This is a genomic window from Antarcticimicrobium luteum (genome assembly GCF_004358185.1).
GTDB classification, from domain to species: Bacteria; Pseudomonadota; Alphaproteobacteria; order Rhodobacterales; family Rhodobacteraceae; genus Antarcticimicrobium; species Antarcticimicrobium luteum.
This window is the reverse complement of record NZ_SMUV01000035.1, coordinates 1-23,429: the sequence shown is the minus strand read 5'-3', so window position 1 is coordinate 23,429 and position 23,429 is coordinate 1. Positions and strand designations below refer to the sequence as shown.

Below are 23,429 nucleotides of genomic sequence, written 5' to 3'. Positions count from 1 at the left end.
GGCCCCCGGCCCGCGTATACGCGCGTCCTGATCCCGCACGTCGAGGCGTGCGATTTGATTTTTCCGCGCCAAGGGGCGCGATGTGACCGAACCGGAGTCCTCAGGATGATAGGCAGCGCCAATCTCAACATCATGGTCAAGGCCGCGCGCAAGGCGGGGCGGTCGCTGGTCAAGGATTTCCGCGAGGTCGAGAACCTTCAGGTGTCGATGAAGGGGGCGGGAGATTTCGTCTCCAAGGCGGATATCGCCGCCGAAAAGATCCTCAAGGACGAGTTGATGGGCGCGCGGCCGACCTATGGCTGGATCGCCGAAGAGGGCGGTTCGGAGGCGGGTGCCGACCCGACCCGGCGCTGGATCGTCGATCCGCTGGACGGCACCACCAATTTCCTGCACGGGCTGCCGCACTGGGCGATCTCGATCGCGCTGGAGCACAAAGGCGAGGTCGTGGCCGGGGTGATCTTCGACGCCGCCAAGGACGAGATGTTCTTTGCCGAGAAGGGCGCCGGCGCCTGGATGAACGATACGCGCCTGCGGGTCTCGGGGCGGCACAAGATGATCGAATCCATCTTTGCGACCGGGCTGCCGTTCGGCGGCCGGTCCGACCTGCCGCTGACGCTGCAGGATCTTGCCCGTCTGATGCCTGTCTGTGCCGGTGTGCGGCGCTGGGGGTCGGCGGCGCTGGACATGGCCTATGTGGCGGCGGGGCGTTACGACGGGTTCTGGGAACGGCGTCTGAATGCCTGGGATCTGGCCGCCGGTGTGGTGCTGGTGCGCGAGGCGGGCGGGCTGATCGAGCCGCTGACGCCGGGCGGCAACATCCTGGAGGACGGCGAGGTGATCTGCGCCAACGAGCCGATCTTCAGCGGTTTCGCCAAGGTGATCCGGGGCTGAGTTCGGGGGCTGTCCGGCCTGCTGACTGAGCCATTGCAGGCCATCTCTGCCGCCCCCGGCCGTTCGCAGAGCCAATCTCGCCTGCGCGGCGGGTTCTTTCGATCAAACGGTGGCGAGGGGGCGCAGCCCCCGTCGCGCTTTGCGCGCCTCGCCCGGAGTATTTTCAGCCAGAAAAAGGCAGGGGGCGCGATCGGGGCGGTCGCGTGACGGCCCTTCAGTCCTGCGCGCGGTCGCAGGGGTGGTTGATGCCGTCGGTCCAGGGGATGTCGGCGAAATCGCGCGGATCGATGCCTTCGAGGCAGCCGATGTTGATGCCGCATTCGGCGGGGTCCGAGCGGCGCTGGTGATGGGTGTAGATGCCGCAGGTCTTGCAGAAATAGTGCTTCGCCGTGTGGGTGCCCCAGGTGTAGAGGCCGAGGTTTTCGGCGCCTTGCAGCACCTTCACGCTTTTTGTGGTCGCGGTGACGGCGCCGGGGCCGCGGCGGCGGCAGATCGAGCAATCGCAGCGGCCGGCAGAGGCCAGTCCTTCAGGCAGGAAGGCCTCGATCACCACCGCGCCGCAATGGCAGCTGGCGCGGCGGGTTTCCGGGGTGTCTGGCAGGGCTGTCATCTTCGCGGCACCTTCGGGATATGGCTGGGGCTGAGCTTGTAGCGCGCTTCGGGGTGCGGCGGCTGGCCGTGGGTGCGGCTCCAGAATCGCGGGCCGCCGCGGCGCATCCACAGCGGCACGGTGAGCGCGAAGCCCACGAAAAAGCCGCCCGCATGGGCCCAGTAGGCGACGCCGCCGCCGTTGGGATCGGCGCCCAGCCCGCCGAGGAACTGGAAGATCAGCCAGAGCCCCAGCATCAGCCAGGCGGGGATCGCCAGGATGCGGACGAAGACCACCAGGATGATCAGGATATCGACCCGCGCCTTGGGAAACAGCAGCAGATAGGCCCCCATCACCCCCGCGATGGCGCCCGAGGCACCCACCGTGGGCACCGGCGAGAGGGGGGCCGCCAGGGTGTGGATCAGCCCGGCGCCGACCGCGCAGGCGAGGTAGAAGAGCGTAAAGCCCAGGTGCCCCATCTCGTCCTCGAGATTGTCGCCGAAGATCCACAGGAACAGCATGTTGCCGGCCAGGTGCATCAGCCCGCCATGCAGGAAGGTCGAGGTGAGCAGCGTCTCGAAGCCGCTGCCCTGGCTCAGCCGGGCGGGGATCAGCGCCCAGTCCAGAAAGACATTTTGGAACACCTGCTGTTCGGGCTGGCCGACATAGGTGAGAAAGACGCCGATGTTGACCGCCATCAGGGCATAGACGACGAAGGGCGTGCGCCCCGAGGGGTTGTGATCACGGATCGGCAGCATGGCGCGAAGCTGGGGGCATTCGCGCCCGGCGTCAAGCGGAGATGGCGCCGGGCGCGGGGGGCGGCCGGCGGTTTGGGAGGGGGCGCCGCCCGAAACGTCAGGCCATGCCGCCCAGCAGGGCGGCGTTGCCGCCGGCGGCGGTGGTGTCGACGCAGACGTGGCGTTCGCCCATCACCCGGGCGCGGTCGGGGCGGCCGGGGATCAGCGGCAGGATCGGCCCGGCCCGGCGTGCGAGGATCTGTTCGATCGCCCGCGCGGTCACCTCGTCGCCCCACCAGAGCACGCCGCCGAGGTCCTCCAGATGTTCCAGCTGGTGCAGGTCGATCATCCCGGTGGCGCGGATCGCCTGGCCGCCCAACTCGCGCACTGCCTGCGCCTGTTCGGCGGCGGCTGCCTCGCCCGGGCCGAGGCAGAGGAGCGGCGCGCGCGCGATCAGGGTGAGCCGGTTGGATTCGCCGGTGGGGCCGGGGAGGGTGACGGGGTCGGGGCGGGGCGCGTTGCCCTCGGGCGCGGGCAGTCCGGCCATGGCGGCAAGCCAGTCCGTGGCGCTGTGCCGGCGGTCGGGGGCGCAGAAGCGGGGCATGTAGTTCGGCCCGCCCGCCTTGGGCCCGGTGCCCGAGAGCCCCTCGCCGCCGAAGGGCTGGCTGCCCACGATGGCGCCGATCTGGTTGCGGTTGACGTAAATATTGCCCGCGTGCACGCGTTCGGTCACATGCTGGACGCGGTCGTCGATCCGGGTCTGCAGCCCGAAGGTCAGGCCGTAGCCGGTGGTGTTTATGGCGTCGATGACCTTGTCCAGATCGCGCGATTTGAAGCGGGCGACATGCAAGACGGGGCCGAAGATTTCCCGTTCGAGGTTCTCGATGCCGGAAACTTCGATCAGCGCAGGCGTGACGAAGGTGCCGCCCGAGGGCAGCGGCAGCTCTTTCAGCAGCCGCCCCTCGGCCCTTGCGCGGTCGATATGGGCGGCGATCTGCGATTGCGCCTCGGCGTCGATCACCGGGCCCACGTCGGTGGAGAGCTGCCACGGATCGCCGATGGCGAGAGCGTCCATCGCGCCCTTGAGCATGGTCAGAAGGTCGTCGGCCACGTCTTCCTGCACGTAGAGGCAGCGCAGGGCGGAGCAGCGCTGGCCGGCGGACTGAAAGGCGCTTTCGACCACGGCCTGCACCGCCTGTTCGGGCAGCGCGGTGCTGTCCACGATCATCGCGTTGAGGCCGCCGGTCTCGGCAATCAGCGGCGCGCCGGGGGCGAGGCGCTCGGCCATGGCGGCGCGGATCAGCCGGGCGGTCTCGGTGGAGCCGGTGAAGGCGACGCCGTCGACGCGCGGATCCGAGGTGAGCGCGGCGCCCACCGCGCCCGCGCCGGGGAGCAGTTGCAGGGCGGTGCGCGGCACGCCTGCCTCATGCATCAGGCTGACGGCGACATGGGCAATCAGCGGGGTCTGTTCGGCGGGCTTGGCCAGCACCGCGTTGCCGGTGGCCAGCGCCGCGGCGATCTGGCCGGTGAAGATGGCGAGAGGGAAGTTCCAGGGGGAGATGCAGGTGAAGGTGTCTGCGGGCGCCCCTTCGGGGATATGGGCGGCGTAGTAGCGCAGGAAATCCACCGCCTCGCGCAGTTCGGCCACGGCATCGGGCAGGCCCTTGCCGGCCTCACGCGCCACCAGCGTGAATATCTCGCCGAAATGCGCCTCGTAGAGGTCGGCGGCGGTGTTCAGGGCTGCGGCGCGCTGCTCGGCCGGAGCGTCCCAGATCTGCGCGTGGGAGAGGGCGGTTTCGATATCCGCGTCACTGGCCCAGGCGACGGTGCCGGGGCTGTCCTCGGGCCGGGCGGGGTTGGCGACCCGCTGCGGGGCCTCCGGCGCGGCGGGGCCGGCGAGGATCGGGGCGGCGTTCCATTCATGGGCGGCAAAGGGCGCGCGGGCCGCCTCGATCCCGGTGAGCGTGGGGGCGTGGGTCAGGTCGAAGCCGCGCGAGTTGCGGCGTTCGGGCTGGAACAGATCGGCCCCGGTCGGCAGCGGCGGCGTGGGCTGCTTGACCGCCTCGAACGGGCAGGCGGCGACCAATTCAGGCGGCACGTCCTCATCCACGATCTGGTTGACGAAGGAGCTGTTGGCGCCGTTCTCCAGCAGCCGCCGCACCAGATAGGCGAGCAGGTCGCGGTGCGCGCCCACAGGGGCATAGATGCGGCAGCGGGTCTTGTGCCGCGCCATCACCAGATTGTGCAGCGTCTCGCCCATGCCGTGCAGGCGCTGGAACTCGAACTTCTGGCCCTCTGCCATATGCAGGATGGCGCTGACCGTATGGGCGTTATGGGTGGCGAATTGCGGATAGATCCGGTCGGTCATGCCCAGCAGCTTGCGGGCGTTGGCGATGTAGGAGACATCGGTTGCCGGTTTTTTGGTGAAGACCGGGAAACCCGCCATCCCGGCGACCTGGGCGCGTTTCACCTCGGTATCCCAATAGGCGCCCTTGACGAGGCGCACCATCAGCTTGCGGTCATGGCGTTGCGCCATGTCGTAGAGCGCGTCGAGCACATCGGGCGCGCGCGGGCCGTAGGCCTGCACCACCACCCCGAAGCCGTCCCAGCCGGCCAGCGCCGGCTCGGCCAGCACGGTTTCGATCACCTGCAGCGAGAGCGACAGGCGGTCGGCCTCTTCGGCGTCGATGTTGAGGCCCATGCCGGCGGATTTCGCCAGCAGCGCCAGCGAGCGCAGGCGCGGCACGAGGTCGTGCATCACCCGCGCCTGCTGCGCCACCTCATAGCGCGGATGCAGGGCGGAGAGCTTGACCGAGATGCCGGGGTTGTCGCGGATGTCCGCATGTGTGCAGGCCTCCGCAATCGCGGTGATGGCGCGGGAATAGGACAGATGGTAGCGGGCGGCGTCGGCCTCGGTCCTGGCGGCTTCGCCCAGCATGTCATAGGAATAGGTGAAGCCGCGCGCCTCCATCCCGGCGGCACGTTTCATCGCGCCACCGATGCTCTCGCCCAGCACGAACTGGCGGCCCATCTCGCGCATGGCGCGGCCGACGGCGGTGCGGATCACCGGCTCGCCCAGCCGCTTGATGGCGCCGCGCAGCGCGCGGGCGGGGCTGGATTTCTCGTCGTCCAGCACTTTGCCGGTGAGCATCAGCGCCCAGGTTGAGGCGTTGACGAGGGGGGAGGAGGAATGACCCAGATGTTTGCCCCAGTCGGAGGGGGCGATCTTGTCCTCGATCAGCGCGTCGATGGTCTCGGCGTCGGGCACGCGCAGCAGCGCCTCGGCCAAGCACATCAACGCGATGCCCTCGTCGGTCGAGAGGCCGTATTCGGCCAGGAACACCTCCATCAGCCCCGGTGCGGCGCTGGCGCGGATGTCGCGGACCAATTGGGCGGCGCCGTCGCAGATCGCGGCGCGGTCCTGGCCTGAGAGCGCGGCCATGTCGATCATCCGGGCGAGCGCGGCGTCGGGGTCGGCATAGGTCCGGGCGTCAATGCGGTGGGGCAAATCGTTTGGGAACGAGGAAGGGAACTGGGCGGGCGCGGTCATGGTGATGCTCCGGGCGTTCGGGGGAGTATTGCGCCTTTATACCGCCGATTTCACGGGACATTCGCCTGAATATGTGGGAAATGAGGGCGAAAGATCCGAATATGTGGGTGGATTCAATGCGAAATGACTTTCCCGGGCTGGACCGGTTTGACCAGGCGATTCTGGCGGTTCTGGGGGAGGACGGGCGCATCAGTATCGCCGATCTGGCGCGCCGCATCGGGTTGTCCAAATCGCCGACCCAGGCGCGGCTGCGGCGGCTGGAGGGCGAGGGGATCATCACCGGGTACCGCGCGCTGGTCGATCCGATCCGGCTGGGGCTGGATCACGTGGCCTTTGTCGAGGTGCGGCTGACCGACACCCGCGAGGCGGCGCTGGCGGCGTTCAACGCCGCCGTGGCCCGGGTCGGCGAGATCGAGCAGGTGCATCTGATCGCCGGAAATTTCGATTACCTGATGAAGGTGCGCACGCGGTCGATGTCCGATTACCGGCGGGTGCTGGCGGAAAAGATCTCGACCCTGCCGCATGTGGCCAGCACCTCGACCTATGTCGCCATGCAGGCGGTCAAGGAGGGCGGCCCGCCGGGGCCGCTCGACGCCGGCCCCCCGAAAACGTGACTTGACTGCGGCGGGCATTGCGCCAGCCTTGAGACATGCGTGTTGCCCTGACCTTTGCCGTTCTGGTCGCCCGCCCGCTGCTGGCGGACTGTCCGCCGCCGCCGGATCACTCTGCGGCGCTGGCGGGGCTGATGGCGCTGGTTCAGGCGGCCGAAACCGAGACCGAGGCGCGCGAGATCGGCAACCGCATGTGGGTGTTCTGGGCCGACGCGCCGGACGATCAGGCGCAGGCGATCCTGGATCGCGGCATGACCCGGCGGGCGGGGTATGATTTCCTGGGTGCGATCCGCGAGTTCGACACGCTGATCGCCTATTGCCCGGACTATGCCGAGGGGTACAACCAGCGCGCCTTTGTCCATTACCTGCGGCAGGATTTCACCGCCGCGCTGGCCGATCTGGACCGGGCGCTGGCGCGGTCTCCGGATCATATCGCGGCGTTGAGCGGGCGGGCGCTGTCGCTTTACGCGCTGGGCCGGATCGAAGAGGCGCGTGGCAGCCTCGCCCGCGCGCTGGCGCTGAACCCCTGGCTGCCCGAGCGCGGCTTGGCGGCACCGGGCGGACCGCTGGCGCCCCAGGGCGAGGATATCTGAGCAAATCCCGATTGTGCCCGCAGGGCCGCAGGGCTAAATCATGGGGGCCCCGATGGGGGCCATGCGCGGGCGTGGTGGAATGGTAGACACAAGGGACTTAAAATCCCTAGGGCATAGTCCCGTGCGGGTTCGAGTCCCGCCGCCCGCACCAACCCCCTGAAATAAATGTGATTTACCGGCCTTTCTGTGGCTCCGCCCGGCACCTCGTGCTAGCGTGGCGCGAAATCGCGTGAACAGGGAGAGCGACATGGCACTGACGGTCAAGGACATGATGGAGGCCGCCAACGCGGCGGTGGAGCGGATTGACGGGGCCCGCGCGCAGGCCCTGCTGGCACAGGGTGCGCTGCTGCTCGATATTCGCGATGCGCCGGAATTGCAGAATTCCGGCCGCGCGGCGGGATCGCATCACATTCCGCGCGGGATGCTGGAGTTTCGCGCCGACCCCAACACCCAGTTCCACGATCCGGAACTGGCATTCGACCGGCCCGTCGTGCTGCATTGCGCCTCGGGCGGGCGCGCGGCGCTGGCGGGCAAGCTGCTGAAGGACATGGGCTATGCCCAGGTCTACAACATGGGCGGTCTGGACGACTGGAAGTCCGCCGGTGGCCCGATGATCGAGCCGGTCGACCAGGGGATGTAAGCGGCGCGGGGAGGCGTCGTCCCCCCCGCTCTTGCGGGGCCCCCTTGCAGAGCCGGGCGGGCCGGCGGTCAGGCGTTCAGGAACGCCCGCACCGTCGCCTCGAATTCGCGCGGCTTGTCGGCATGCAGCCAGTGGCCGGCGCCGGACAGCCGGGCAAACCGCGCCTGCGGAAACAGCGCCCGGATGCGCGGGCGGTGCTCGGGCAGCACGTAATTCGACTCCGATCCGGTGAGGAACAGCGCGGGGCCGTCCCAATGGCCGCCGACCTCGGGGAAGGACAGGATCTGGTCCATATCCGCGGCCAGCGTGTCGAGGTTCAGACGCCAGCGTTTTTCCTTGAGATCGAGCGACTGGGTGAAGAAGCTTTGCAGCGCTGGCTCCACGCCGAACGCGGCGAGCTGCGCCTCGGCGTCCGAGCGTTTCTCGACCGTCGACAGGTCCACCGCGCGCATCGCTTCGATGAACTGGATCTGGGTATGGCCGTAGGGCACCGGGGCGACGTCGCCGACGATCAGCCGGCGCAGCATGTCGCCATGGGTCAGCGCCAGCGTCATCGACGCCTTGCCGCCCATCGAATGGCCCAGCACGTCGGCGGTGCCGCCGATGGCGGCGATCACTTCGGCCAGATCCTCGGCCATGTCCTCATAGCGGTGGCGGTCGGTCCAGGGGCTTTGCCCGTGGTTGCGCATGTCGACCGCGACCACCTGGCGCTGGTCCGACAGCCGCTTGGCGATCACGCCCCAGTTGCGCGCCGAGCCGTAAAGTCCGTGGGCGATCAGCAGCGGGGGGGCGTCGGTGGCGGTGCCATGGGGGATGAAATTCAGCATGGGGCGGTGATAACGGCTGTTCGCGGGTTTCGCCAGAGGCGGCGGCCATTGAGGCCGGCGTCGGCCATGGCTAGACTATGGGCGCAGGAGAATGCCCATGCCCCAGAGTGACATCGAGACCCGGATCGCCGAAATCGCCGCGCTGATGCACGCCAAGCTGGGCGTACGCGGGGCCACTCTGCGCGCGGCGCTGGGTCGCGCGGGGCGCCGGTTGCCGCGGCGGATCCGGGCGCAGGCAAGGCTGCTGGCCGAGGCCGAACCCTTTGCCCATCATCCCAAGCTGCGGCTGACGCTGGATACCATGGCGCTGGGCAAGGCGGCGGGCGAGGTGGAGGCGCATCTCGAGGCCATCGACCTGGCCGACCGGCGCAAGGGCTGGTGGCTGGGCATGCTCGGCGGGCTGGCCTTTAACATTCTGGCCTTCTTCGCGCTGCTGGTTGTGGTTCTGCGCTGGCGCGGGTTCATCTGAGACGCGTCTTTCGGCGCGGGCCTCCTGCGGGGCGTGAGGGGTGCCCGGAAATCGTTCCAGCGGAACGATGTCAGCGCCGAACGGGTGGAGCCCAACAGACCAGCAAAGCGCCGGGTTGCGCATAAGCGCCGGAGGCGCTGGTCATTTCCGCCCGCGTTCGCCTATGCAGGGAACAGCAGAGGAGTATTGCAATGAAATCGGTGTTTCATCTGGCCTATCACGTGCGCGATCTGGACGACGCGCGAGCGTTCTACGGCGGCGTTCTGGGCTGTGCCGAGGGACGCAGCACCGAGACCTGGGTGGATTTCGATTTCTTCGGTCACCAGCTGTCGCTGCATCTGGGCGAGCCGTTCAAGACCACGCGCAGCGGCAAGGTGGGCGATCACATGGTGATGATGCCGCATCTGGGCGTGGTGCTGCCGCTGGCGGACTGGAAGGCGCTGGCGGCGCGGCTGGAGGCGGCGGGGGTGGACTTCGACATCCCGCCGGTGATCCGGTTCGAGGGCGAGCCGGGCGAGCAGCGCACCATGTTCTTCTTCGACCCCTCGGGCAACCCGATCGAGGTCAAGGGGTTCGCCGATTTCGAGGGGGTGTTCGCCCGCTGACGCGCAAAGAACAACGGCCGCCCCGGAGGAGCGGCCGTTTCGATGCGCTGATCTGCGGGATCAGAGGGTCGGGTAGATCGGGAAGCGCTTGAGGAACTCCTCCACTTCGCCGCGCACCTTGTCCTCGACCTCGGCATTGCCGTCCTCGCCGTTGGCGGCCAGTCCGTCGACCACCTCGATGATCCAGTCGGCGATCTGGCGGAACTCTGCCTCGCCGAAGCCGCGGGTGGTGCCGGCGGGCGAACCCAGACGGATGCCGCTGGTGACGGTCGGCTTCTCCGGGTCGAACGGCACGCCGTTCTTGTTGCAGGTGATATGGGCGCGGCCGAGCGCCTTTTCGGTGGCGTTGCCCTTGACGCCTTTGGGGCGCAGGTCGACCAGCACCACATGGGTGTCGGTGCCGTGGGTAACCGTATCCAGGCCGCCCTTGATCAGCTGATCGCTGAGCGCCTGGGCGTTCACGATCACCTGTTTGGCGTAATCCTTGAATTCGGGGCGCAGCGCCTCGCCGAAGGCCACGGCCTTGCCGGCGATCACATGCATCAGCGGGCCGCCCTGGATGCCGGGGAAGATCGCCGAGTTCACTTTCTTGGCGATGGTCTCGTCATTGGTCAGGATCATGCCGCCACGCGGGCCGCGCAGGGTCTTGTGGGTGGTGGTGGTGGCCACATGCGCATGGGGGAAGGGCGAGGGGTGCTCGCCGCCGGCCACGAGGCCCGCGAAATGGGCCATGTCGACCATCAGGTAGGCGCCGACGCTGTCGGCGATCTCGCGCATCCTGGCGAAATCGATCTGGCGCGGGATGGCCGAGCCGCCGGCAATGATCAGTTTCGGCTGATGCTCTTGCGCCAGCTCCTGCACCTGATCGTAGTCCAGCAGGTTGTCCTGCTTGCGCACACCGTATTGCACCGCGTGGAACCATTTGCCCGACTGGTTCGGGCGGGCGCCGTGGGTCAGGTGACCGCCGGCATCCAGGCTCATGCCCAGAATGGTGTCGCCGGGTTGGATCAGCGCCTGATAGACGCCCTGGTTGGCCTGGCTGCCGGAGTTGGGCTGCACATTGGCAAACTCGCAGCCGAACAGCTGTTTGGCGCGGTCGATGGCCAGGTTCTCGGCGATGTCGACGAACTGGCAGCCGCCATAATAACGCCGACCGGGATAACCTTCGGCATATTTGTTGGTCATCACCGAGCCCTGCGCCTCCATCACGGCGGCGCTGACGATGTTCTCTGAGGCGATCAGCTCGATCTCGTCGCGCTGGCGGCCCAGCTCGAGGCCGATGGCCTTGGCGATCTCGGGATCGCGCTCGGCGAGGGTTTCGGTGAAAAATCCGGTGTCACGGGTGGGCGCGGTCATGGTCATTCCCATCATCTGCGGTGGATGGCGGCGTTCCTACTGGAAAGCGGGGGGCGCGAAAAGCCCGTAATGCGACGCATGGGCGCCATGACGCGGCAAGGCTGGCCAAGCGGGGAAAGATATGATTGTTTCGGAACCTGAGGCGCAGCACCGGAAACCCCTGCCATGACACTGAAAATCGCGTTCCTGGCCAGCGAGGCCCCGGTGGCGCAGACCGCCCGCGTCGCCCTGATCGGGCGCTATGGCGATGTGCCGCCCGAGCAGGCCGATGTGATCGTGGCGCTGGGCGGCGACGGTTTCATGCTGCGCACGCTGCACGCCACCCAGGATCTGCGCGCGCCGGTCTATGGCATGAACCGGGGGACCATCGGGTTCCTGATGAACGAATACAGCGAGACTGATCTGAAGGCGCGGCTGGCCGAGGCCGAGGAAGAGGTGATCAACCCGCTGTCGATGACCGCCAGGGACCAGAGCGGCCGGATCCACCACGCACTGGCCATAAACGAGGTCAGCCTGCTGCGCGCGGGCCCTCAGGCGGCCAAGCTGCGGATCACCGTGGACGGACGGTTGCGGCTGTCCGAACTGGTCTGCGACGGCGCGCTGCTGGCAACCCCGGCGGGGTCGACCGCCTATAATTATTCCGCCCACGGTCCGATCCTGCCGATCGGCGCCGACGTGCTGGCGCTGACCGCGATCGCGGCGTTCCGGCCGCGGCGCTGGCGCGGCGCGCTGCTGCCCAAGACCGCCCAGGTGCGCTTTGACGTGCTGGAGCCGGACAAGCGCCCGGTGATGGCGGATGCCGATTCCAAGTCGATCAAGGATATCGACTGGGTCGAGATCCGGTCGGAGCCGACAATCGAACACCGCATCCTGTTCGATCCGGGTCATGGGCTGGAAGAGCGGCTGATCTCCGAACAGTTCACCTGACACAGTCACAAACCGGCTCAGACCGCATCAGGCCGGCAGAAGAAATATTTGTTTCGACGCGGATCTGTGATCCGTTTCACAGAAATGACGTGGAATCCCGGCTATCAGGGGGACAACTGCTAAGCAGGGGTCCGGTTTCGTGAGTGGTGCCGGGTGGAATTTCAAGGACGCATTTCAACATCGAAGCAGGGCGCGGATTTTTCCGCGCCCTTTTTCGTTTGCGTTGCGATCTCAGCCCATACGCTCCCAAAGCGGCAGGCACAGGCGACCGATCCGGTCCTCGATGGCGATGGCGGCGTCGACCGCCAGATCCTCGCGCCAGCGGCGGGCGACGATCTGCACGTTGATCGGCTGCGGACCCTGCGTCAGTTCGGCCAGGCGGGCCGGCACATTTGCCGCGGGCAGGCCGAGGAAGTTCATCGAATAGGACCACAGCGCCGAGCCCAGAACCTCGCGCACGCCCTCTTCTCCCTCGGTGTCGCGGTCGGGCGAAAAGAAGGGTTGCGGCAGGAACGGGGTGATCACCAGCGGGTATTCATCGAGGAACAGCGACCATTGCCGCGCGTAATAGCTGCGCTTGGCCATGACCCGGAGCAGCTCGTCGCCCACAAAGGGCGGGAACTGGCGGTAGTATTCGTCGAAGATCGCCTGGATGGTGGCCGAGCCATGGGCGCGAATATCCGCCTCCATCAGCACCAACCCCTCGCCCATCAGCGCGCGGTAGCCGTCCAGCGCCGCCTCGCGCAGCATCGGTGGCTCGACTTCGACCACGTTATAGCCGGCATCGACCAGCGCATCGCGGGCCGCGTCCAGCGCGCGGGAGACCTCGGGATGCAGGTCGAACTCATAGGTTTGCTTGGTGAAGCCCACGGTGACCGGCCCCTCCGACGGGGCGCCGCGCCAGGGCAGCGGCACGTGGAAGGGATCGCGCGGATCGGTCTCGATCATAGTTGGCATCGACAGGTGCAGGTCGCGCGCCTCGCGCGCCATCAGCCCCTGAACCGACATGGATTGCGCGAGCATCCCGCGCTCGGCCTTCTGGCTGGGGTTCCAGGCGGGCACCCGGCCAAGGCCCGGCTTGACCGTCACCGCGCCGTTGGCCGCGGCCGGAAAGCGCAGGCTGCCGCCGATGTCGTTGCCATGGGCCAGTGCGCCGATCCCGGCCATCACCGCGGCGGCGCCGCCGCCCGAAGAGCCGCCAGGCGAAATGTGATCGCCCCAGGGGTTATGAGTGCGCCCATAGAGCGGGTTGTCGGTATCGGCGCGGAAGGAAAATTCCGGCGTGTTGGTGCGCCCGATCACCACGGCGCCGGCGCGGTGCAGGTTCTCGACGATCGGCGCATCGGCCGGCGCGATCATATCCTTGAGCGCGACCACCCCGTTGGTGGTCGCGTGGCCGGCCTGATCGACGTTGACCTTGATGGTCACCGGCACCCCGTGCAGCGGGCCGCAGGGGCCCCCCCCGGCGCGCGCCTTGTCCAGGGCCTGGGCGCGGGCGCGGGCCTCGTCGGCAAGGCTCTCGACCACGGCGTTGAGGCGGGGGTTCACCGCCTCCATCCGGTCGATGGCCGCGCCTGCGGCGGCCTCGGCGGTGATGTCGCCCGCGGTTGTGCGGGCGGCGGTTTCGGTGGCGCTGAGGCGCCAGAGGTCTTTTTCTGACATGTCACAATTCTCCCGCTCCGCAGCCTAGGCCGGGAACGGGAGAGTGCAAGCAGAACTGCGCAAATCGCGCGTGCCGTGACGTCAGCCCTGCGGGAAACCGATGGTTTTCAGGGCAGCGGCAATCTCGTCCAGGATGGCCGGGTCGTCGATGGTGGCGGGCATCTTGAACTCTTCGCCATCGGCGATCTTGACCATGGTGGCGCGCAGGATCTTGCCCGAGCGGGTCTTGGGCAGGCGGTCGACCACCACGGCCAGCTTGAACGCCGCCACCGGGCCGATCTCGCCGCGCACCAGATCGACGCATTCGCGCACGATCTCGGACTCGGGGCGGTTGACCCCCTTGGTCAGGCACAAAAGCCCAAGCGGCAGCTGGCCCTTGAGGTCGTCGGCAACCCCGATCACCGCGCATTCGGCGACATCGGGGTGATTGGCGAGTACCTCCTCCATCGCGCCGGTCGAGAGGCGGTGGCCGGCCACGTTGATGACGTCATCGGTGCGCGCCATGATGTAAAGATAGCCGTCCGCGTCGATCATTCCCGCGTCGCCGGTCTCATAGTAGCCGGGGAAATGCTCCAGATAGGATTTGCGATAGCGGTCCTCGGCATTCCACAGCGTCGGCAGGGTGCCCGGCGGCAGCGGCAGTTTGATCGCCACGGCGCCCAGCGTGTCGGGGCCGACCGGATGGCCTGCCTCGTCGAGGATCTGCACGTCATAGCCGGGCATCGGCAGGCCGGAGGAGCCGATCTTGACCTTCTTCTGCTCGATTCCCATCGGGATGCCGGTGATGGCCCAGCCGGTCTCGGTCTGCCACCAGTGATCGACCACCGGAACCTTGAGCTGGTCCCTGGCCCAGTTGATGGTGTCGGGATCGGCGCGTTCGCCGGCCAGATAGAGCGTGCGCAGCCCGCTCAGGTCGTATTTCTTGACGAACTCCCCCTTGGGATCCTCGCGCTTGATGGCGCGGAAGGCGGTGGGGGCGGTGAAGAAGCTGCGCACCTTGTGCTCGGAGATCACCCGCCAGAAGGTGCCGGCATCGGGGGTGCCGATCGGCTTGCCCTCGAACACGATGGTGGTGTTGCCATGCACCAGCGGCGCGTAGCAGATGTAGGAATGGCCGACCACCCAGCCGACGTCGGAGGCGGCCCAGAACACCTCGCCCGGATCGACGTTGTAGAGGTTCTTCATCGACCAGTTCAACGCCACCAGATGGCCGGCGGTGGGGCGCACGACGCCCTTGGGCTGGCCGGTGGTGCCGGAGGTATAGAGGATATAGGCGGGATGGTTGCCCTCGACCGGCACGCAGTCGGCCGGTTCGACGCCGTATTGGAAGCCGTGCCAGTTGACGTCGCGGCCCTCTTCCAGCTTGGCGACCTCCTGTTCGCGCTGCAGGATCACGCAGAACTCCGGCTGATGCTCGGCATGTTCCAGCGCGCCGTCGAGCAGCGGTTTGTAGTGCACCACGCGGCCCGGTTCGATTCCGCAGGAGGCGGCGATGATGCATTTGGGCTTGCAGTCGTCGATGCGCACCGCCAGCTCATGGGCGGCAAACCCGCCGAACACCACCGAATGCACCGCGCCGAGGCGGGCGCAGGCCAGCATCGCCTCCAGCGCCTCGGGCACCATCGGCATGTAGATGATGACGCGGTCGCCCTTTTCCACGCCCCTGGCGCGCAGTGCCCCGGCCAGCTGGGCGACGCGGTTGCGCAGCTCGACATAAGAGATCCAGCGCTTGGTATGGGTGATCGGGCTGTCGTAGATGATGGCGATCTGCTCGCCGCGCCCGGCCTCGACATGGCGGTCGACGGCGTTCCAGCAGGCGTTCACCTTGCCGTCGGCGAACCATTCGTAGAGGGGGGCGTTGCCGTCGAACAGCGCCCGGGAGGGTTTCTCGACCCAGTCGATGGCCTCGGCGGCCTCCATCCAGAAGCCCTCCGGATCGTTTTTCCAGCGGGCGTAAATTTCATCGTATGCCATGGTATCTCTCTCCCTCAGCGTCTGATTGGTGTTATCGGGACGGATGCCCTCGCGGCAAGAAAGATCGCCGACGTGGCGTCAGATTACCGCAGGAAATTTGCAGAATTGACGGGGTTTAGCCTGCAAAGTTTTGCAAACACGGCGGCATTCGCAAAGTTGCGGTAAATCCCTGCCGGGTTTGCAAATCCGGGGTGGAAAGCGGTGCAAATCCGGCGGGGTGGGGGATTCGCATTTGGACGGGCGGCACGCACGGCAGGACACAGCGCCCGACCGTCCGGGCGGTCGGGCGCTGTACGCCGTGTTTCGGGCAGGCCGATGGCCGCGGCTTACCCGTAGTGGGCCACGGGCGTGCCGGCGATGGCGCTCATGTTCAGCAGCCCGCGGGTGGTGATCGAGGGGGTGACGATATGGGCGCGGTTGCCCATACCCATGAGGATCGGCCCGACCTCAAGCCCGCCGCCCTTCATCTTGAGAATGTTGCGCACGCCGCTGGCCGCATCGGTATTGGTGAAGACCAGCACATTGGCCGCGCCCTCCATCCGCGTTTCGGGAAAGATGCGCGCGCGCAGTTCCGGGTCGAGGGCGGCGTCGATATGCATCTCACCCTCGTAGCAGAATTTGCGCGGCGCCGAATCGAGGATGTCGAGGGCGGCGCGCATCCTCCGGCCGCTGTCGTTGTCGAGATTGCCGAACTGCGAATGCGAACAAAGCGCGATATTCGGCTGCAGCCCGAAGCGGCGCACATGGCGGGCGGCGCCGATCACCGTCTCGGTGATCTGTTCGGGCGTCGGTTCATGGTGCACATGAGTGTCTGCGATGAAAAGCGGGCCGTCCTCGAGGATCATCAGCGACAGCGCGCCGACCGAATGCAGCCCATCGGTGCCCAGAACCTGCTGGATGTAGTTCATGTGCCACAAGAACTGTCCGAAAGTGCCGCAGATCAGGCTATCGGCCTCGCCGCGGTGCACCATCACCGCGCCGATGGCGGTGGTATTGGTGCGCATGATGGCGCGGGCAAGGTCCGGGGTGACGCCGCGCCGCGACATCAGCGTATGATAGGTGCCCCAGTAGTCGCGGTAGCGCGGATCGTTTTCGGGGTTCACGATCTCGAAATCGCGGCCCGGGCGGATGGTCAGACCGTAGCGTTCGCAGCGCCGCTCGATCACCTCCGGCCGGCCGATCAGGATCGGGGTCTCGGTGGTCTCCTCCAGCACCGCCTGCGAGGCGCGCAGCACACGCTCGTCCTCGCCCTCGGCAAAGACGATGCGGCGGCTGGCGGTGCGGGCGGCCTCGAACACCGGCCGCATCAGCAGGGCAGATTTGAACACCGACCCGTCGAGCCGGCTCTTGTAGGCCTCCAGATCCTCGATCGGGCGGGTGGCGACGCCGCTGTCCATCGCGGCCCGCGCGACCGAGGGGGCGACGACCCCGATCAGACGCGGATCGAAGGGTTTGGGGATCAGGTAGTCGGCCCCGAAGGTGAGCTGTTCGCCGCGATAGGCGGCGGCGGCCTCGGCGCTGGTGGTGGCGCGGGCCAGTTGGGCGATGCCGTCGATACAGGCCAGTTGCATCGCGTCGTTGATCTCGGACGCGCCCACATCCAGCGCGCCGCGGAAGATGAAGGGAAAGCACAGCACGTTGTTGACCTGATTGGGATAGTCCGAGCGGCCGGTGGCGATGATCGCGTCGGGGGCGACCTTGCGCGCCTCGTCCGGCAGGATCTCGGGTGTCGGATTGGCCAGCGCGAAGATGATCGGGCGGCTGGCCATCTTTGCCACCATTTCAGGCGTCAGCACATTGGGGCCGGAGAGGCCGAGGAACATGTCGGCCCCCTCGATCACCTGATCCAGATCGCGAAGGTCGGTCTGTTGCGCGAAGGCGGCCTTTTGCGGGTTCATGTCGAGCTCGCGGCCCTCATGGACCAGCCCGTGAATGTCGCAGAGCCAGACGTTCTCGCGCCGCACCCCCAGTTTCAGCAGCATGTTCAGGCAGGCGATGCCGGCCGCGCCGCCCCCGGTGGAGACGATCTTGATGTCCTCGAAGGCCTTGCCGGCCACGTGCAGCGCGTTCTTGGCCGCGGCACCCACCACGATGGCGGTGCCGTGCTGATCGTCGTGGAAAACCGGGATGTTCATCCGCTCGCGGCAGATCTTTTCGACGATGAAACAGTCGGGGGCCTTGATGTCCTCGAGGTTGATGGCGCCAAAGGTGGGTTCCAGCGCGCAGACAATCTCGGCCAGCTTCTCCGGGTCGGGCTCGTTGAGTTCGATGTCGAAGCAATCGATGCTGGCGAACTTCTTGAACAGGACCGCCTTGCCCTCCATCACCGGCTTGGAGGCCAGCGCGCCGATATTTCCCAGCCCCAGGACAGCCGTGCCATTGGTGACCACTGCCACCAGATTGCCGCGCGCGGTATAGCGGACGGCATCGGCGGGGGTGTTCTGGATTTCCAGACAGGCCTCGGCCACGCCGGGGGAATAGGCGCGACTGAGGTCGCGGCCGTTCGCCATAGGCTTGGTCGCACGGATCTCCAGCTTCCCGGGCTTGGGGTACTCGTGATAGTGCAGGGCGGCCTGACGCTGGTTCTGGTGGTCGGACATGGCGGATGCTCCTCGGGGTATAGTTTAACATTAAACTACATTGTGGAGAGGGGGAACCTCGGAAATCCCAGTAGCTCTCTTTGCGCCGGCTTGCAAATCCCCGGGGGCGACGCCAAGCTCGCGTCGAAAAAGCCGGGGGAGACCGATGCCGCAGCGCAAGACCGAGACCATCGCCGAAATGCGCCTGCCGACGGCAGAACTGCGCGACGATATTCCCTTCTATACCAAAACTCTGGGGATGCGGATGGACATGATCTATCCCGCCGACAACCCTCAGGTCGCGGTGTTTTCCGGCCACGGGCTGCGGCTGAGGATTGAAAAGGGCGCGGCTGAGGCGCCCGGCACCCTGCGCATCCTCACCGACGATCCCGACGGGTTCGCGAACGGCGAACGCCGCCTCACCGCGCCCAACGGCACGCGGGTAGAGATCGAGGAGCGCAACCCGCCGCTGGTGCTGCCGCCCACCCAGCATGAATTCGTGGTTCGCCGGCTGGCCGATCAGGCGCCCTGGATCATCGGCCGGGCCGGGATGCACTACCGCGATCTGGTGCCCTCTCGGCTGGGCGGCTCGATCATCGCCAGCCACATCCGCATTCCCGACGGCGGTCCGGTGCCCGACATGGTGCATTACCACAAGGTCGGGTTTCAGCTGATCTTCTGCGTCGGCGGCTGGGTCGATGTGGTCTATGAGGATCAGGGCGAGCCGATGCGGCTGACCCGCGGCGACTGTTTCATCCAGCCGCCCGAGATCCGCCATAGGGTGCTGGAGGCCAGCGACAACGTCGAGGTGATCGAGATCGGCGTTCCCGCCGAACATGTGACCGAGATCGACCACGAGATGACGCTGCCCACCCCGCATCTGCGCCCCGGGCGCGAATGGCAGGGCCAGCGTTTCGTCTACAACCGCGCCGAGGGGGCCGAGTGGCTGCCCTTCCGCCTGCCGGGCTATATCGCCCGCGACACCACGATCAGCGACAACACCGGGGGCGTCGCCGGTGTGCAGGTGGTGCGCCGGGGCGAGGGGGAGCCCGCCTGGGCCAGCCATTCGGCGGACATTCACTTCACCTTCGTCATGGCCGGCACCGTCACGCTGGAGGGGGAGGGGCGCGATCCCTATCCGCTGACCGCCGGCGATGCCTTTGTCATCCCGCCGGGGATCCGGACGCGGCTCTCCGACCCCACCGACGATGTGGAACTGCTCGAGGTGACGCTGCCCGGCCGGTTTGACACCCGTCTTGGCTGAACCTGCCGCCGGGGCAGGTGGGCCGGTCTGCCCGGCCCCCTTGCATCCCGGCTTTCCAGACGCAAGATGGACGAAAAACCAAAGAGGTGCCCCATGCCGTTGAAAGAGGCCGCCGCCAAGGTGCGCCAAAACGCCCACGCCCCCTATTCCAACTTCAAGGTGGGGGCGGCGATCCGCAGCCGCTCGGGAGCGGTCTATTCCGGCTGCAACGTTGAAAACGTCTCCTACCCCGAGGGCACCTGCGCCGAGGCGGGCGCCATCGCCGCCATGGTGGCGGCGGGTGAGACCGAGATCGACGAGGTCTATGTGATCGCCGATTCGCCGATGCCGGTGTCGCCCTGCGGCGGCTGCCGGCAGAAACTGGCCGAGTTCGGCGCCGGGCACGTGCCGGTGATCATGGGCACGCTGGAGGGGCAGGAACAGGTGATGACGCTGGGCGAGTTGTTGCCAGGCGCCTTCAACACCGACCACATGCAGGGGCGCTGATCGCATGGATGCCCGCGCGATATTGGCCAGGCTGCGCCGCCGCGAGGTGCCCGGAGAAGAGGCTTTGCGCTGGTTCGCGCAGGGTCTGGCCGATCACGGGGTAAGCGATGCCCAGGCGGGCGCCTTTGCCATGGCGGTCTGCATGGGCGATCTGGGGGCGGCGGGGCGCACCGCGCTGACGCTGGCGATGCGCGACAGCGGCGAGGTGATGGCCTGGGATCTGGACGGGCCGGTGGTGGACAAGCATTCCACCGGCGGGGTCGGCGATTGCGTCTCGCTGATCCTGGCTCCGGCGCTGGCCGAATGCGGCGCCTATGTGCCGATGATCTCGGGGCGCGGTCTGGGTCATACCGGCGGCACCCTCGACAAGCTCGAGGCGATCCCGGGCCTCTCGACGGCGGTGCCCCACGATCTGCTGCCCGCGCTGGTGAAAAAGGCCGGCTGCGTGATCGCCGGGGCCTCGGCCCGGATCGCCCCCGCCGACAAGCGCCTCTATGCGGTGCGCGATGTCACCGGCACGGTCGAAAGTCTGGATCTGATCACCGCCTCGATCCTGTCGAAGAAACTGGCCGAGGCGCCCGACGCGCTGGTGCTGGACGTCAAGGTCGGCTCGGGCGCCTTCATGAAGACGGTGGAGGAGGCCCGCGCGTTGGCCCGGGCGCTGGCCGATACCGCCAATGCCGCCGGCTGCAAGACCACCGCGCTGATCACAGACATGTCGCAGCCGCTGGCCCCCGCGCTGGGCAACGCGGTGGAAATCGACGCGGTGATGCAGGTGCTGACCGGGCAGGCCGGCGGGCCGCTGGCCGCGCTGAGCGCCGAGCTGGGCGGTCAGGTGCTGGCCGATGCCGGGCTGGTCCGGGATGTGGCGGCGGGCGCGGAAAAGGTGGCTGAAGTGATCGCAGACGGCCGCGCCGCCGAGCGGTTCGGCCGCATGATCGCGGCGCAGGGCGGCCCGCTGGGTTTTGTCGAGGATTGGGTCCGCTTCCTGCCCGAGGCCACGGTGATGCATGAGGTGACCGCGCGCGAGCCGGGCCATGTCACCGCCATCGACGGCGAGGCGCTGGGTCTGGCGGTGGTCGGGCTGGGCGGCGGGCGTCAGGTCGAAACCGATGTGGTCGATCCCGCCGTCGGCCTGTCCAATGTGATCCGACTGGGCGAGAAGGTCGAGAATGGCACGCCGCTGGCGATGATCCACGCCGCGCGCGAGGATGGCGCGCGCCGGGCCGAGGCGGCGGTGCGCGCCGCCATCACCATCGGGCCGGCGCCCGTGCCGCTGCCCGATCTCGTCTTCGAAAGGCTGGGGGGATGAGCCGCGCCTTTCTGGTGGTGATGGATTCGGTGGGCATCGGCGGCGCGCCGGATGCGAATCGCTTTTTCAACGGCGGTGTGCCCGACACCGGCGCCAACACGGTTGGTCATATCGCCGGCGCCTGCGCCGCCGGTCAGGCCGAGGTGGGGCGGAGCGGGCCGCTGCATCTGCCCAACCTCGACGCGCTGGGGCTGGGGGCGGCGGCGAGACTGGCCTCGGGCGAGGACGCGCCGGGGCTGGGGGCGGCGCCGGTCGGCCTCTGGGGCGCGGCGAGCGAGATTTCGCCGGGCAAGGATACCCCCTCGGGGCATTGGGAACTCTCCGGTTTGCCGGTGCCCTGGGACTGGCATTATTTTCCCGATTCGGTTCCGGCCTTTCCCGCCGCTCTGACCCGGGCGGTGGCGCAGGCGGCGGGGACTGGCGGCATTCTGGGCAATTGCCATGCCTCGGGCACCGAGATCCTTGAGCGGCTGGGGGCCGAGCATCTGCGCACCGGCTGGCCGATCTGCTATACCTCGGCCGACAGCGTTTTCCAGATCGCCGCGCATGAGGGGGCGTTCGGCCTTGACCGGCTGCTGAACCTCTGCCGCGACGTGGCGCCGATCGTGCATGAGATGAAGGTGGGCCGGGTCATCGCGCGGCCCTTTGTCGGCACCCCAGAGGGGGGCTTTGCCCGCACCGCCAACCGCCACGACTATGCCATCGCGCCGCCCGGCAAGGTGTTGACCGACTGGGTGCAGGACGCCGGCGGCCGCGTGCATGCGGTGGGCAAGATCGGCGACATCTTTTCGATGCAGGGCATCGACGATGTGGTGAAGGGGCCCGACGCCGAGCTGATGGCCCATCTGGGCCGGCTGGTCGATACCGCCGAAGAGGGCAGTCTGACCTTTGCCAATTTCGTCGAATTCGACAGCCTTTATGGCCATCGGCGCGATATTTCCGGCTATGCCCGCGCGCTGGAGTGGTTCGACGCCGAAATCGGGGCGATCCTGCGGCGGCTGCGGCCGGGCGATCTGATGATCCTTACGGCCGATCACGGCAACGATCCCAGCTGGAGCGGCACCGACCACACCCGCGAGCGGGTGCCGGTGCTGGCCGCCGGACGCGGCGCAGGCGCGGTCGGGCAGGTGGGGTTCACCGACGTGGCGGCAAGCATCGCCGATCATCTGGGGCTGGCCGAGGGCGGGCCGGGCCGAAGCTTTCTCTGATCTGCGGTATTCCGCCCCAATTGCCCGGCCGGGGAAAGGTTGCGGGTTGCGGCGCCGGCCCCGGCGGGCCTAAATGAAGAATACGCCGCACTACCGGGAGTGAGAGAATGTCCGAGCATCTGACCGTCGTCGACCATCCGCTGGTCCAGCACAAGCTGACCCTGATGCGCGACAAGGGCGCCTCTTCGGCCGAGTTCCGGCGGCTGCTGCATGAGATCACGCTGCTGCTGGCCTATGAGATCACCCGCGAGATGCCGATGACCACGCGGGCCATCGAAACGCCGATGGAAGAGATGGACGCGCCGATCCTGGCGGGCAAGAAACTGGCGCTGGTGTCGATCCTGCGGGCCGGCAACGGAATGCTCGACGGGGTGCTGGAGCTGATCCCCTCGGCGCGGGTCGGCTTCGTCGGGCTCTACCGCGACGAGGCGACGCTGAAGCCGGTGCAATATTACTTCAAGGTGCCGGAGGGGCTGAACAACCGCGTGGTGATCGTGGTCGACCCGATGCTGGCGACCGGAAACAGCTCGGCCGCCGCGATCGACCTGCTGAAACAGGCGGGGGCCACCGATATCCGCTTCCTCTGCCTGCTGGCCGCGCCCGAGGGCGTCGCGCGCATGAAAGAGGCACATCCGGACGTGCCGATCGTCACTGCCTCGATTGACAGGGGGCTGAACAGCAAGGGCTATATCATGCCCGGGCTGGGCGATGCGGGCGACCGCATGTTCGGCACCAAATAAGGTCCAACTGCTCTCTTTACTGGGCGCGCGATTTACGGCATCCTTGCCTCCATATCTTGTGGGGGCAGGGATGAATTTTACAAGGGTTATTGCTTTGTTCGCCATCGCCACGGCGATGAGCACGCTGTCCGCCCAGGCGCAGAGCCTGCGCAACGCCACCGCCCCGGCGGAGTTTCCGCCCGCCTCCTTCGCCGGCAAGCAATATGTGGACAGCCGCGGCTGCATCTTCATCCGCGCCGGCATCGACGGCAATGTGACCTGGGTGCCCCGCGTCGGACGCGACCGCAAGCAGGTCTGCGGCTACAAGCCCACGGCTGTCGCCGGCGCCACGGCGGGTCCGGCGGCGCCGCGCGGCCCGGCTCCGGTCGAGATCACTGTGCCGGCGGCGGCGCAGCCTGCCGCCGGCACG

Annotated in this window: 20 protein-coding genes, 1 tRNA gene and 1 pseudogene; 14 read left to right on the top strand and 8 right to left on the bottom strand. The window is 67.6% G+C overall.

Annotated features, from left to right (window positions below; all coding sequences use genetic code 11):
* Positions 1 to 105: 105 nt before the first annotated feature.
* Complete coding sequence (locus E1832_RS01425) at positions 106 to 891, top strand: inositol monophosphatase family protein (protein ID WP_133357962.1); 786 nt, start codon at positions 106 to 108, stop codon at positions 889 to 891.
* Positions 892 to 1,105: 214 nt separating this feature from the next.
* On the opposite strand, the gene E1832_RS01420 is transcribed toward E1832_RS01425, so the two are convergent.
* The 3 genes from E1832_RS01420 to putA all read right to left on the bottom strand — a co-directional run bounded on the left by E1832_RS01420 (position 1,106) and on the right by putA (position 5,767).
* Positions 1,106 to 1,501, bottom strand: coding sequence for a GFA family protein (locus E1832_RS01420; protein WP_133357961.1), 396 nt, complete (start codon positions 1,499 to 1,501; stop codon positions 1,106 to 1,108).
* Complete coding sequence (locus E1832_RS01415; protein ID WP_133357960.1) at positions 1,498 to 2,238, bottom strand: rhomboid family intramembrane serine protease; 741 nt, start codon at positions 2,236 to 2,238, stop codon at positions 1,498 to 1,500. Before E1832_RS01415 ends, E1832_RS01420 begins: the two co-directional genes overlap by 4 nt.
* Positions 2,239 to 2,335: 97 nt before the next feature.
* On the bottom strand, positions 2,336 to 5,767 hold the full coding sequence (putA, locus tag E1832_RS01410; protein WP_133357959.1) for a bifunctional proline dehydrogenase/L-glutamate gamma-semialdehyde dehydrogenase PutA: 3,432 nt from the start codon (positions 5,765 to 5,767) through the stop codon (positions 2,336 to 2,338).
* A 116-nt stretch (positions 5,768 to 5,883) separates the two neighbouring features.
* On the opposite strand from putA, the gene E1832_RS01405 reads away from it, so the two are divergent.
* The 4 genes from E1832_RS01405 (at position 5,884) to E1832_RS01390 (ending at position 7,611) form a co-directional block, all read left to right on the top strand.
* Positions 5,884 to 6,381, top strand: coding sequence for an Lrp/AsnC family transcriptional regulator (locus E1832_RS01405; protein WP_133357958.1), 498 nt, complete (start codon positions 5,884 to 5,886; stop codon positions 6,379 to 6,381).
* A 35-nt stretch (positions 6,382 to 6,416) separates the two neighbouring features.
* The gene (locus tag E1832_RS01400) at positions 6,417 to 6,971 is read left to right on the top strand and encodes a tetratricopeptide repeat protein (RefSeq protein ID WP_133357957.1); all 555 of its coding nucleotides are present in this window, start codon (positions 6,417 to 6,419) and stop codon (positions 6,969 to 6,971) included.
* A 65-nt stretch (positions 6,972 to 7,036) separates the two neighbouring features.
* Positions 7,037 to 7,122: transfer RNA gene (locus E1832_RS01395), tRNA-Leu, on the top strand.
* 96 nt (positions 7,123 to 7,218) lie between these two features.
* Positions 7,219 to 7,611: a rhodanese-like domain-containing protein gene (locus tag E1832_RS01390; RefSeq protein WP_133357956.1), complete on the top strand. Its 393-nt coding sequence runs from the start codon at positions 7,219 to 7,221 to the stop codon at positions 7,609 to 7,611.
* A gap of 68 nt (positions 7,612 to 7,679) precedes the next feature.
* Here E1832_RS01390 and E1832_RS01385 read toward each other — a convergent pair whose 3' ends face one another.
* A complete protein-coding gene (locus E1832_RS01385; RefSeq protein WP_133357955.1) occupies positions 7,680 to 8,438 on the bottom strand; it encodes an alpha/beta fold hydrolase in 759 nt (252 codons plus the stop codon).
* A 97-nt stretch (positions 8,439 to 8,535) separates the two neighbouring features.
* Here E1832_RS01385 and E1832_RS01380 point away from each other — a divergent pair, with 97 nt between their 5' ends.
* Complete coding sequence (locus E1832_RS01380; protein WP_133357954.1) at positions 8,536 to 8,907, top strand: hypothetical protein; 372 nt, start codon at positions 8,536 to 8,538, stop codon at positions 8,905 to 8,907.
* 191 nt (positions 8,908 to 9,098) lie between these two features.
* Positions 9,099 to 9,512, top strand: a complete 414-nt coding sequence (locus E1832_RS01375) for a VOC family protein (RefSeq protein WP_133357953.1) — start codon at positions 9,099 to 9,101, stop codon at positions 9,510 to 9,512.
* Positions 9,513 to 9,572: 60 nt separating this feature from the next.
* On the opposite strand, the gene glyA is transcribed toward E1832_RS01375, so the two are convergent.
* Positions 9,573 to 10,868 carry a serine hydroxymethyltransferase gene (gene glyA, locus E1832_RS01370; RefSeq protein WP_133357952.1) on the bottom strand — a complete coding sequence of 432 codons (1,296 nt, stop codon included), beginning with the start codon at positions 10,866 to 10,868 and terminating at the stop codon, positions 9,573 to 9,575.
* Between the two features lie 165 nt (positions 10,869 to 11,033).
* Between glyA and E1832_RS01365 the strand changes: the two genes are divergently transcribed.
* Complete coding sequence (locus E1832_RS01365; protein ID WP_133357951.1) at positions 11,034 to 11,795, top strand: NAD kinase; 762 nt, start codon at positions 11,034 to 11,036, stop codon at positions 11,793 to 11,795.
* Between the two features lie 231 nt (positions 11,796 to 12,026).
* Here E1832_RS01365 and E1832_RS01360 read toward each other — a convergent pair whose 3' ends face one another.
* The 3 genes from E1832_RS01360 to E1832_RS01350 all read right to left on the bottom strand — a co-directional run bounded on the left by E1832_RS01360 (position 12,027) and on the right by E1832_RS01350 (position 18,031).
* Positions 12,027 to 13,457, bottom strand: a complete 1,431-nt coding sequence (locus E1832_RS01360) for an amidase family protein (protein ID WP_133357950.1) — start codon at positions 13,455 to 13,457, stop codon at positions 12,027 to 12,029.
* 81 nt (positions 13,458 to 13,538) lie between these two features.
* A complete protein-coding gene (prpE, locus tag E1832_RS01355; RefSeq protein ID WP_133357949.1) occupies positions 13,539 to 15,431 on the bottom strand; it encodes a propionate-CoA ligase PrpE in 1,893 nt (630 codons plus the stop codon).
* A gap of 326 nt (positions 15,432 to 15,757) precedes the next feature.
* The gene (locus E1832_RS01350) at positions 15,758 to 18,031 is read right to left on the bottom strand and encodes an NADP-dependent malic enzyme (protein ID WP_133357948.1); all 2,274 of its coding nucleotides are present in this window, start codon (positions 18,029 to 18,031) and stop codon (positions 15,758 to 15,760) included.
* A 145-nt stretch (positions 18,032 to 18,176) separates the two neighbouring features.
* On the opposite strand from E1832_RS01350, the gene E1832_RS01345 reads away from it, so the two are divergent.
* The 6 genes and pseudogenes from E1832_RS01345 to E1832_RS01320 form a co-directional block, all read left to right on the top strand.
* Entirely contained in the window at positions 18,177 to 19,274 is a 1,098-nt protein-coding gene (locus E1832_RS01345) for a cupin domain-containing protein (RefSeq protein ID WP_133357947.1), read from the top strand.
* 93 nt (positions 19,275 to 19,367) lie between these two features.
* Positions 19,368 to 19,760 (top strand): cytidine deaminase, encoded by a 393-nt coding sequence (locus E1832_RS01340; RefSeq protein ID WP_133357946.1) that lies wholly within the window; start codon positions 19,368 to 19,370, stop codon positions 19,758 to 19,760.
* Positions 19,761 to 19,764: 4 nt separating this feature from the next.
* The gene (locus tag E1832_RS01335) at positions 19,765 to 21,072 is read left to right on the top strand and encodes a thymidine phosphorylase (RefSeq protein ID WP_133357945.1); all 1,308 of its coding nucleotides are present in this window, start codon (positions 19,765 to 19,767) and stop codon (positions 21,070 to 21,072) included.
* Positions 21,069 to 22,280 carry a phosphopentomutase gene (locus tag E1832_RS01330; RefSeq protein ID WP_133357944.1) on the top strand — a complete coding sequence of 404 codons (1,212 nt, stop codon included), beginning with the start codon at positions 21,069 to 21,071 and terminating at the stop codon, positions 22,278 to 22,280. The genes E1832_RS01335 and E1832_RS01330 overlap by 4 nt, the downstream gene beginning before the upstream one ends.
* 107 nt (positions 22,281 to 22,387) lie before the next feature.
* Complete coding sequence (upp, locus tag E1832_RS01325; protein ID WP_133357943.1) at positions 22,388 to 23,020, top strand: uracil phosphoribosyltransferase; 633 nt, start codon at positions 22,388 to 22,390, stop codon at positions 23,018 to 23,020.
* Positions 23,021 to 23,114: 94 nt separating this feature from the next.
* Positions 23,115 to 23,429 (top strand): annotated as a pseudogene (locus E1832_RS01320) (SPOR domain-containing protein); the annotation flags it as partial.

Bases quoted from the DNA above. Each gene is read 5' to 3' on its own strand.
- E1832_RS01345 (WP_133357947.1), top strand. From the start codon at position 18,177: ATGCCGCAGCGCAAGACCGAGACCATCGCCGAAATGCGCCTGCCGACG.
- E1832_RS01390 (WP_133357956.1), top strand. From the start codon at position 7,219: ATGGCACTGACGGTCAAGGACATGATGGAGGCCGCCAACGCGGCGGTG.
- E1832_RS01415 (WP_133357960.1), bottom strand. From the start codon at position 2,238: ATGCTGCCGATCCGTGATCACAACCCCTCGGGGCGCACGCCCTTCGTC.
- E1832_RS01340 (WP_133357946.1), top strand. From the start codon at position 19,368: ATGCCGTTGAAAGAGGCCGCCGCCAAGGTGCGCCAAAACGCCCACGCC.
- E1832_RS01405 (WP_133357958.1), top strand. From the start codon at position 5,884: ATGCGAAATGACTTTCCCGGGCTGGACCGGTTTGACCAGGCGATTCTG.
- glyA (WP_133357952.1), bottom strand. From the start codon at position 10,868: ATGACCGCGCCCACCCGTGACACCGGATTTTTCACCGAAACCCTCGCC.
- E1832_RS01350 (WP_133357948.1), bottom strand. From the start codon at position 18,031: ATGTCCGACCACCAGAACCAGCGTCAGGCCGCCCTGCACTATCACGAG.
- E1832_RS01375 (WP_133357953.1), top strand. From the start codon at position 9,099: ATGAAATCGGTGTTTCATCTGGCCTATCACGTGCGCGATCTGGACGAC.
- E1832_RS01400 (WP_133357957.1), top strand. From the start codon at position 6,417: ATGCGTGTTGCCCTGACCTTTGCCGTTCTGGTCGCCCGCCCGCTGCTG.
- E1832_RS01330 (WP_133357944.1), top strand. From the start codon at position 21,069: ATGAGCCGCGCCTTTCTGGTGGTGATGGATTCGGTGGGCATCGGCGGC.
- E1832_RS01425 (WP_133357962.1), top strand. From the start codon at position 106: ATGATAGGCAGCGCCAATCTCAACATCATGGTCAAGGCCGCGCGCAAG.
- upp (WP_133357943.1), top strand. From the start codon at position 22,388: ATGTCCGAGCATCTGACCGTCGTCGACCATCCGCTGGTCCAGCACAAG.
- prpE (WP_133357949.1), bottom strand. From the start codon at position 15,431: ATGGCATACGATGAAATTTACGCCCGCTGGAAAAACGATCCGGAGGGC.
- E1832_RS01365 (WP_133357951.1), top strand. From the start codon at position 11,034: ATGACACTGAAAATCGCGTTCCTGGCCAGCGAGGCCCCGGTGGCGCAG.
- putA (WP_133357959.1), bottom strand. From the start codon at position 5,767: ATGACCGCGCCCGCCCAGTTCCCTTCCTCGTTCCCAAACGATTTGCCC.
- E1832_RS01335 (WP_133357945.1), top strand. From the start codon at position 19,765: ATGGATGCCCGCGCGATATTGGCCAGGCTGCGCCGCCGCGAGGTGCCC.
- E1832_RS01360 (WP_133357950.1), bottom strand. From the start codon at position 13,457: ATGTCAGAAAAAGACCTCTGGCGCCTCAGCGCCACCGAAACCGCCGCC.
- E1832_RS01380 (WP_133357954.1), top strand. From the start codon at position 8,536: ATGCCCCAGAGTGACATCGAGACCCGGATCGCCGAAATCGCCGCGCTG.
- E1832_RS01420 (WP_133357961.1), bottom strand. From the start codon at position 1,501: ATGACAGCCCTGCCAGACACCCCGGAAACCCGCCGCGCCAGCTGCCAT.
- E1832_RS01385 (WP_133357955.1), bottom strand. From the start codon at position 8,438: ATGCTGAATTTCATCCCCCATGGCACCGCCACCGACGCCCCCCCGCTG.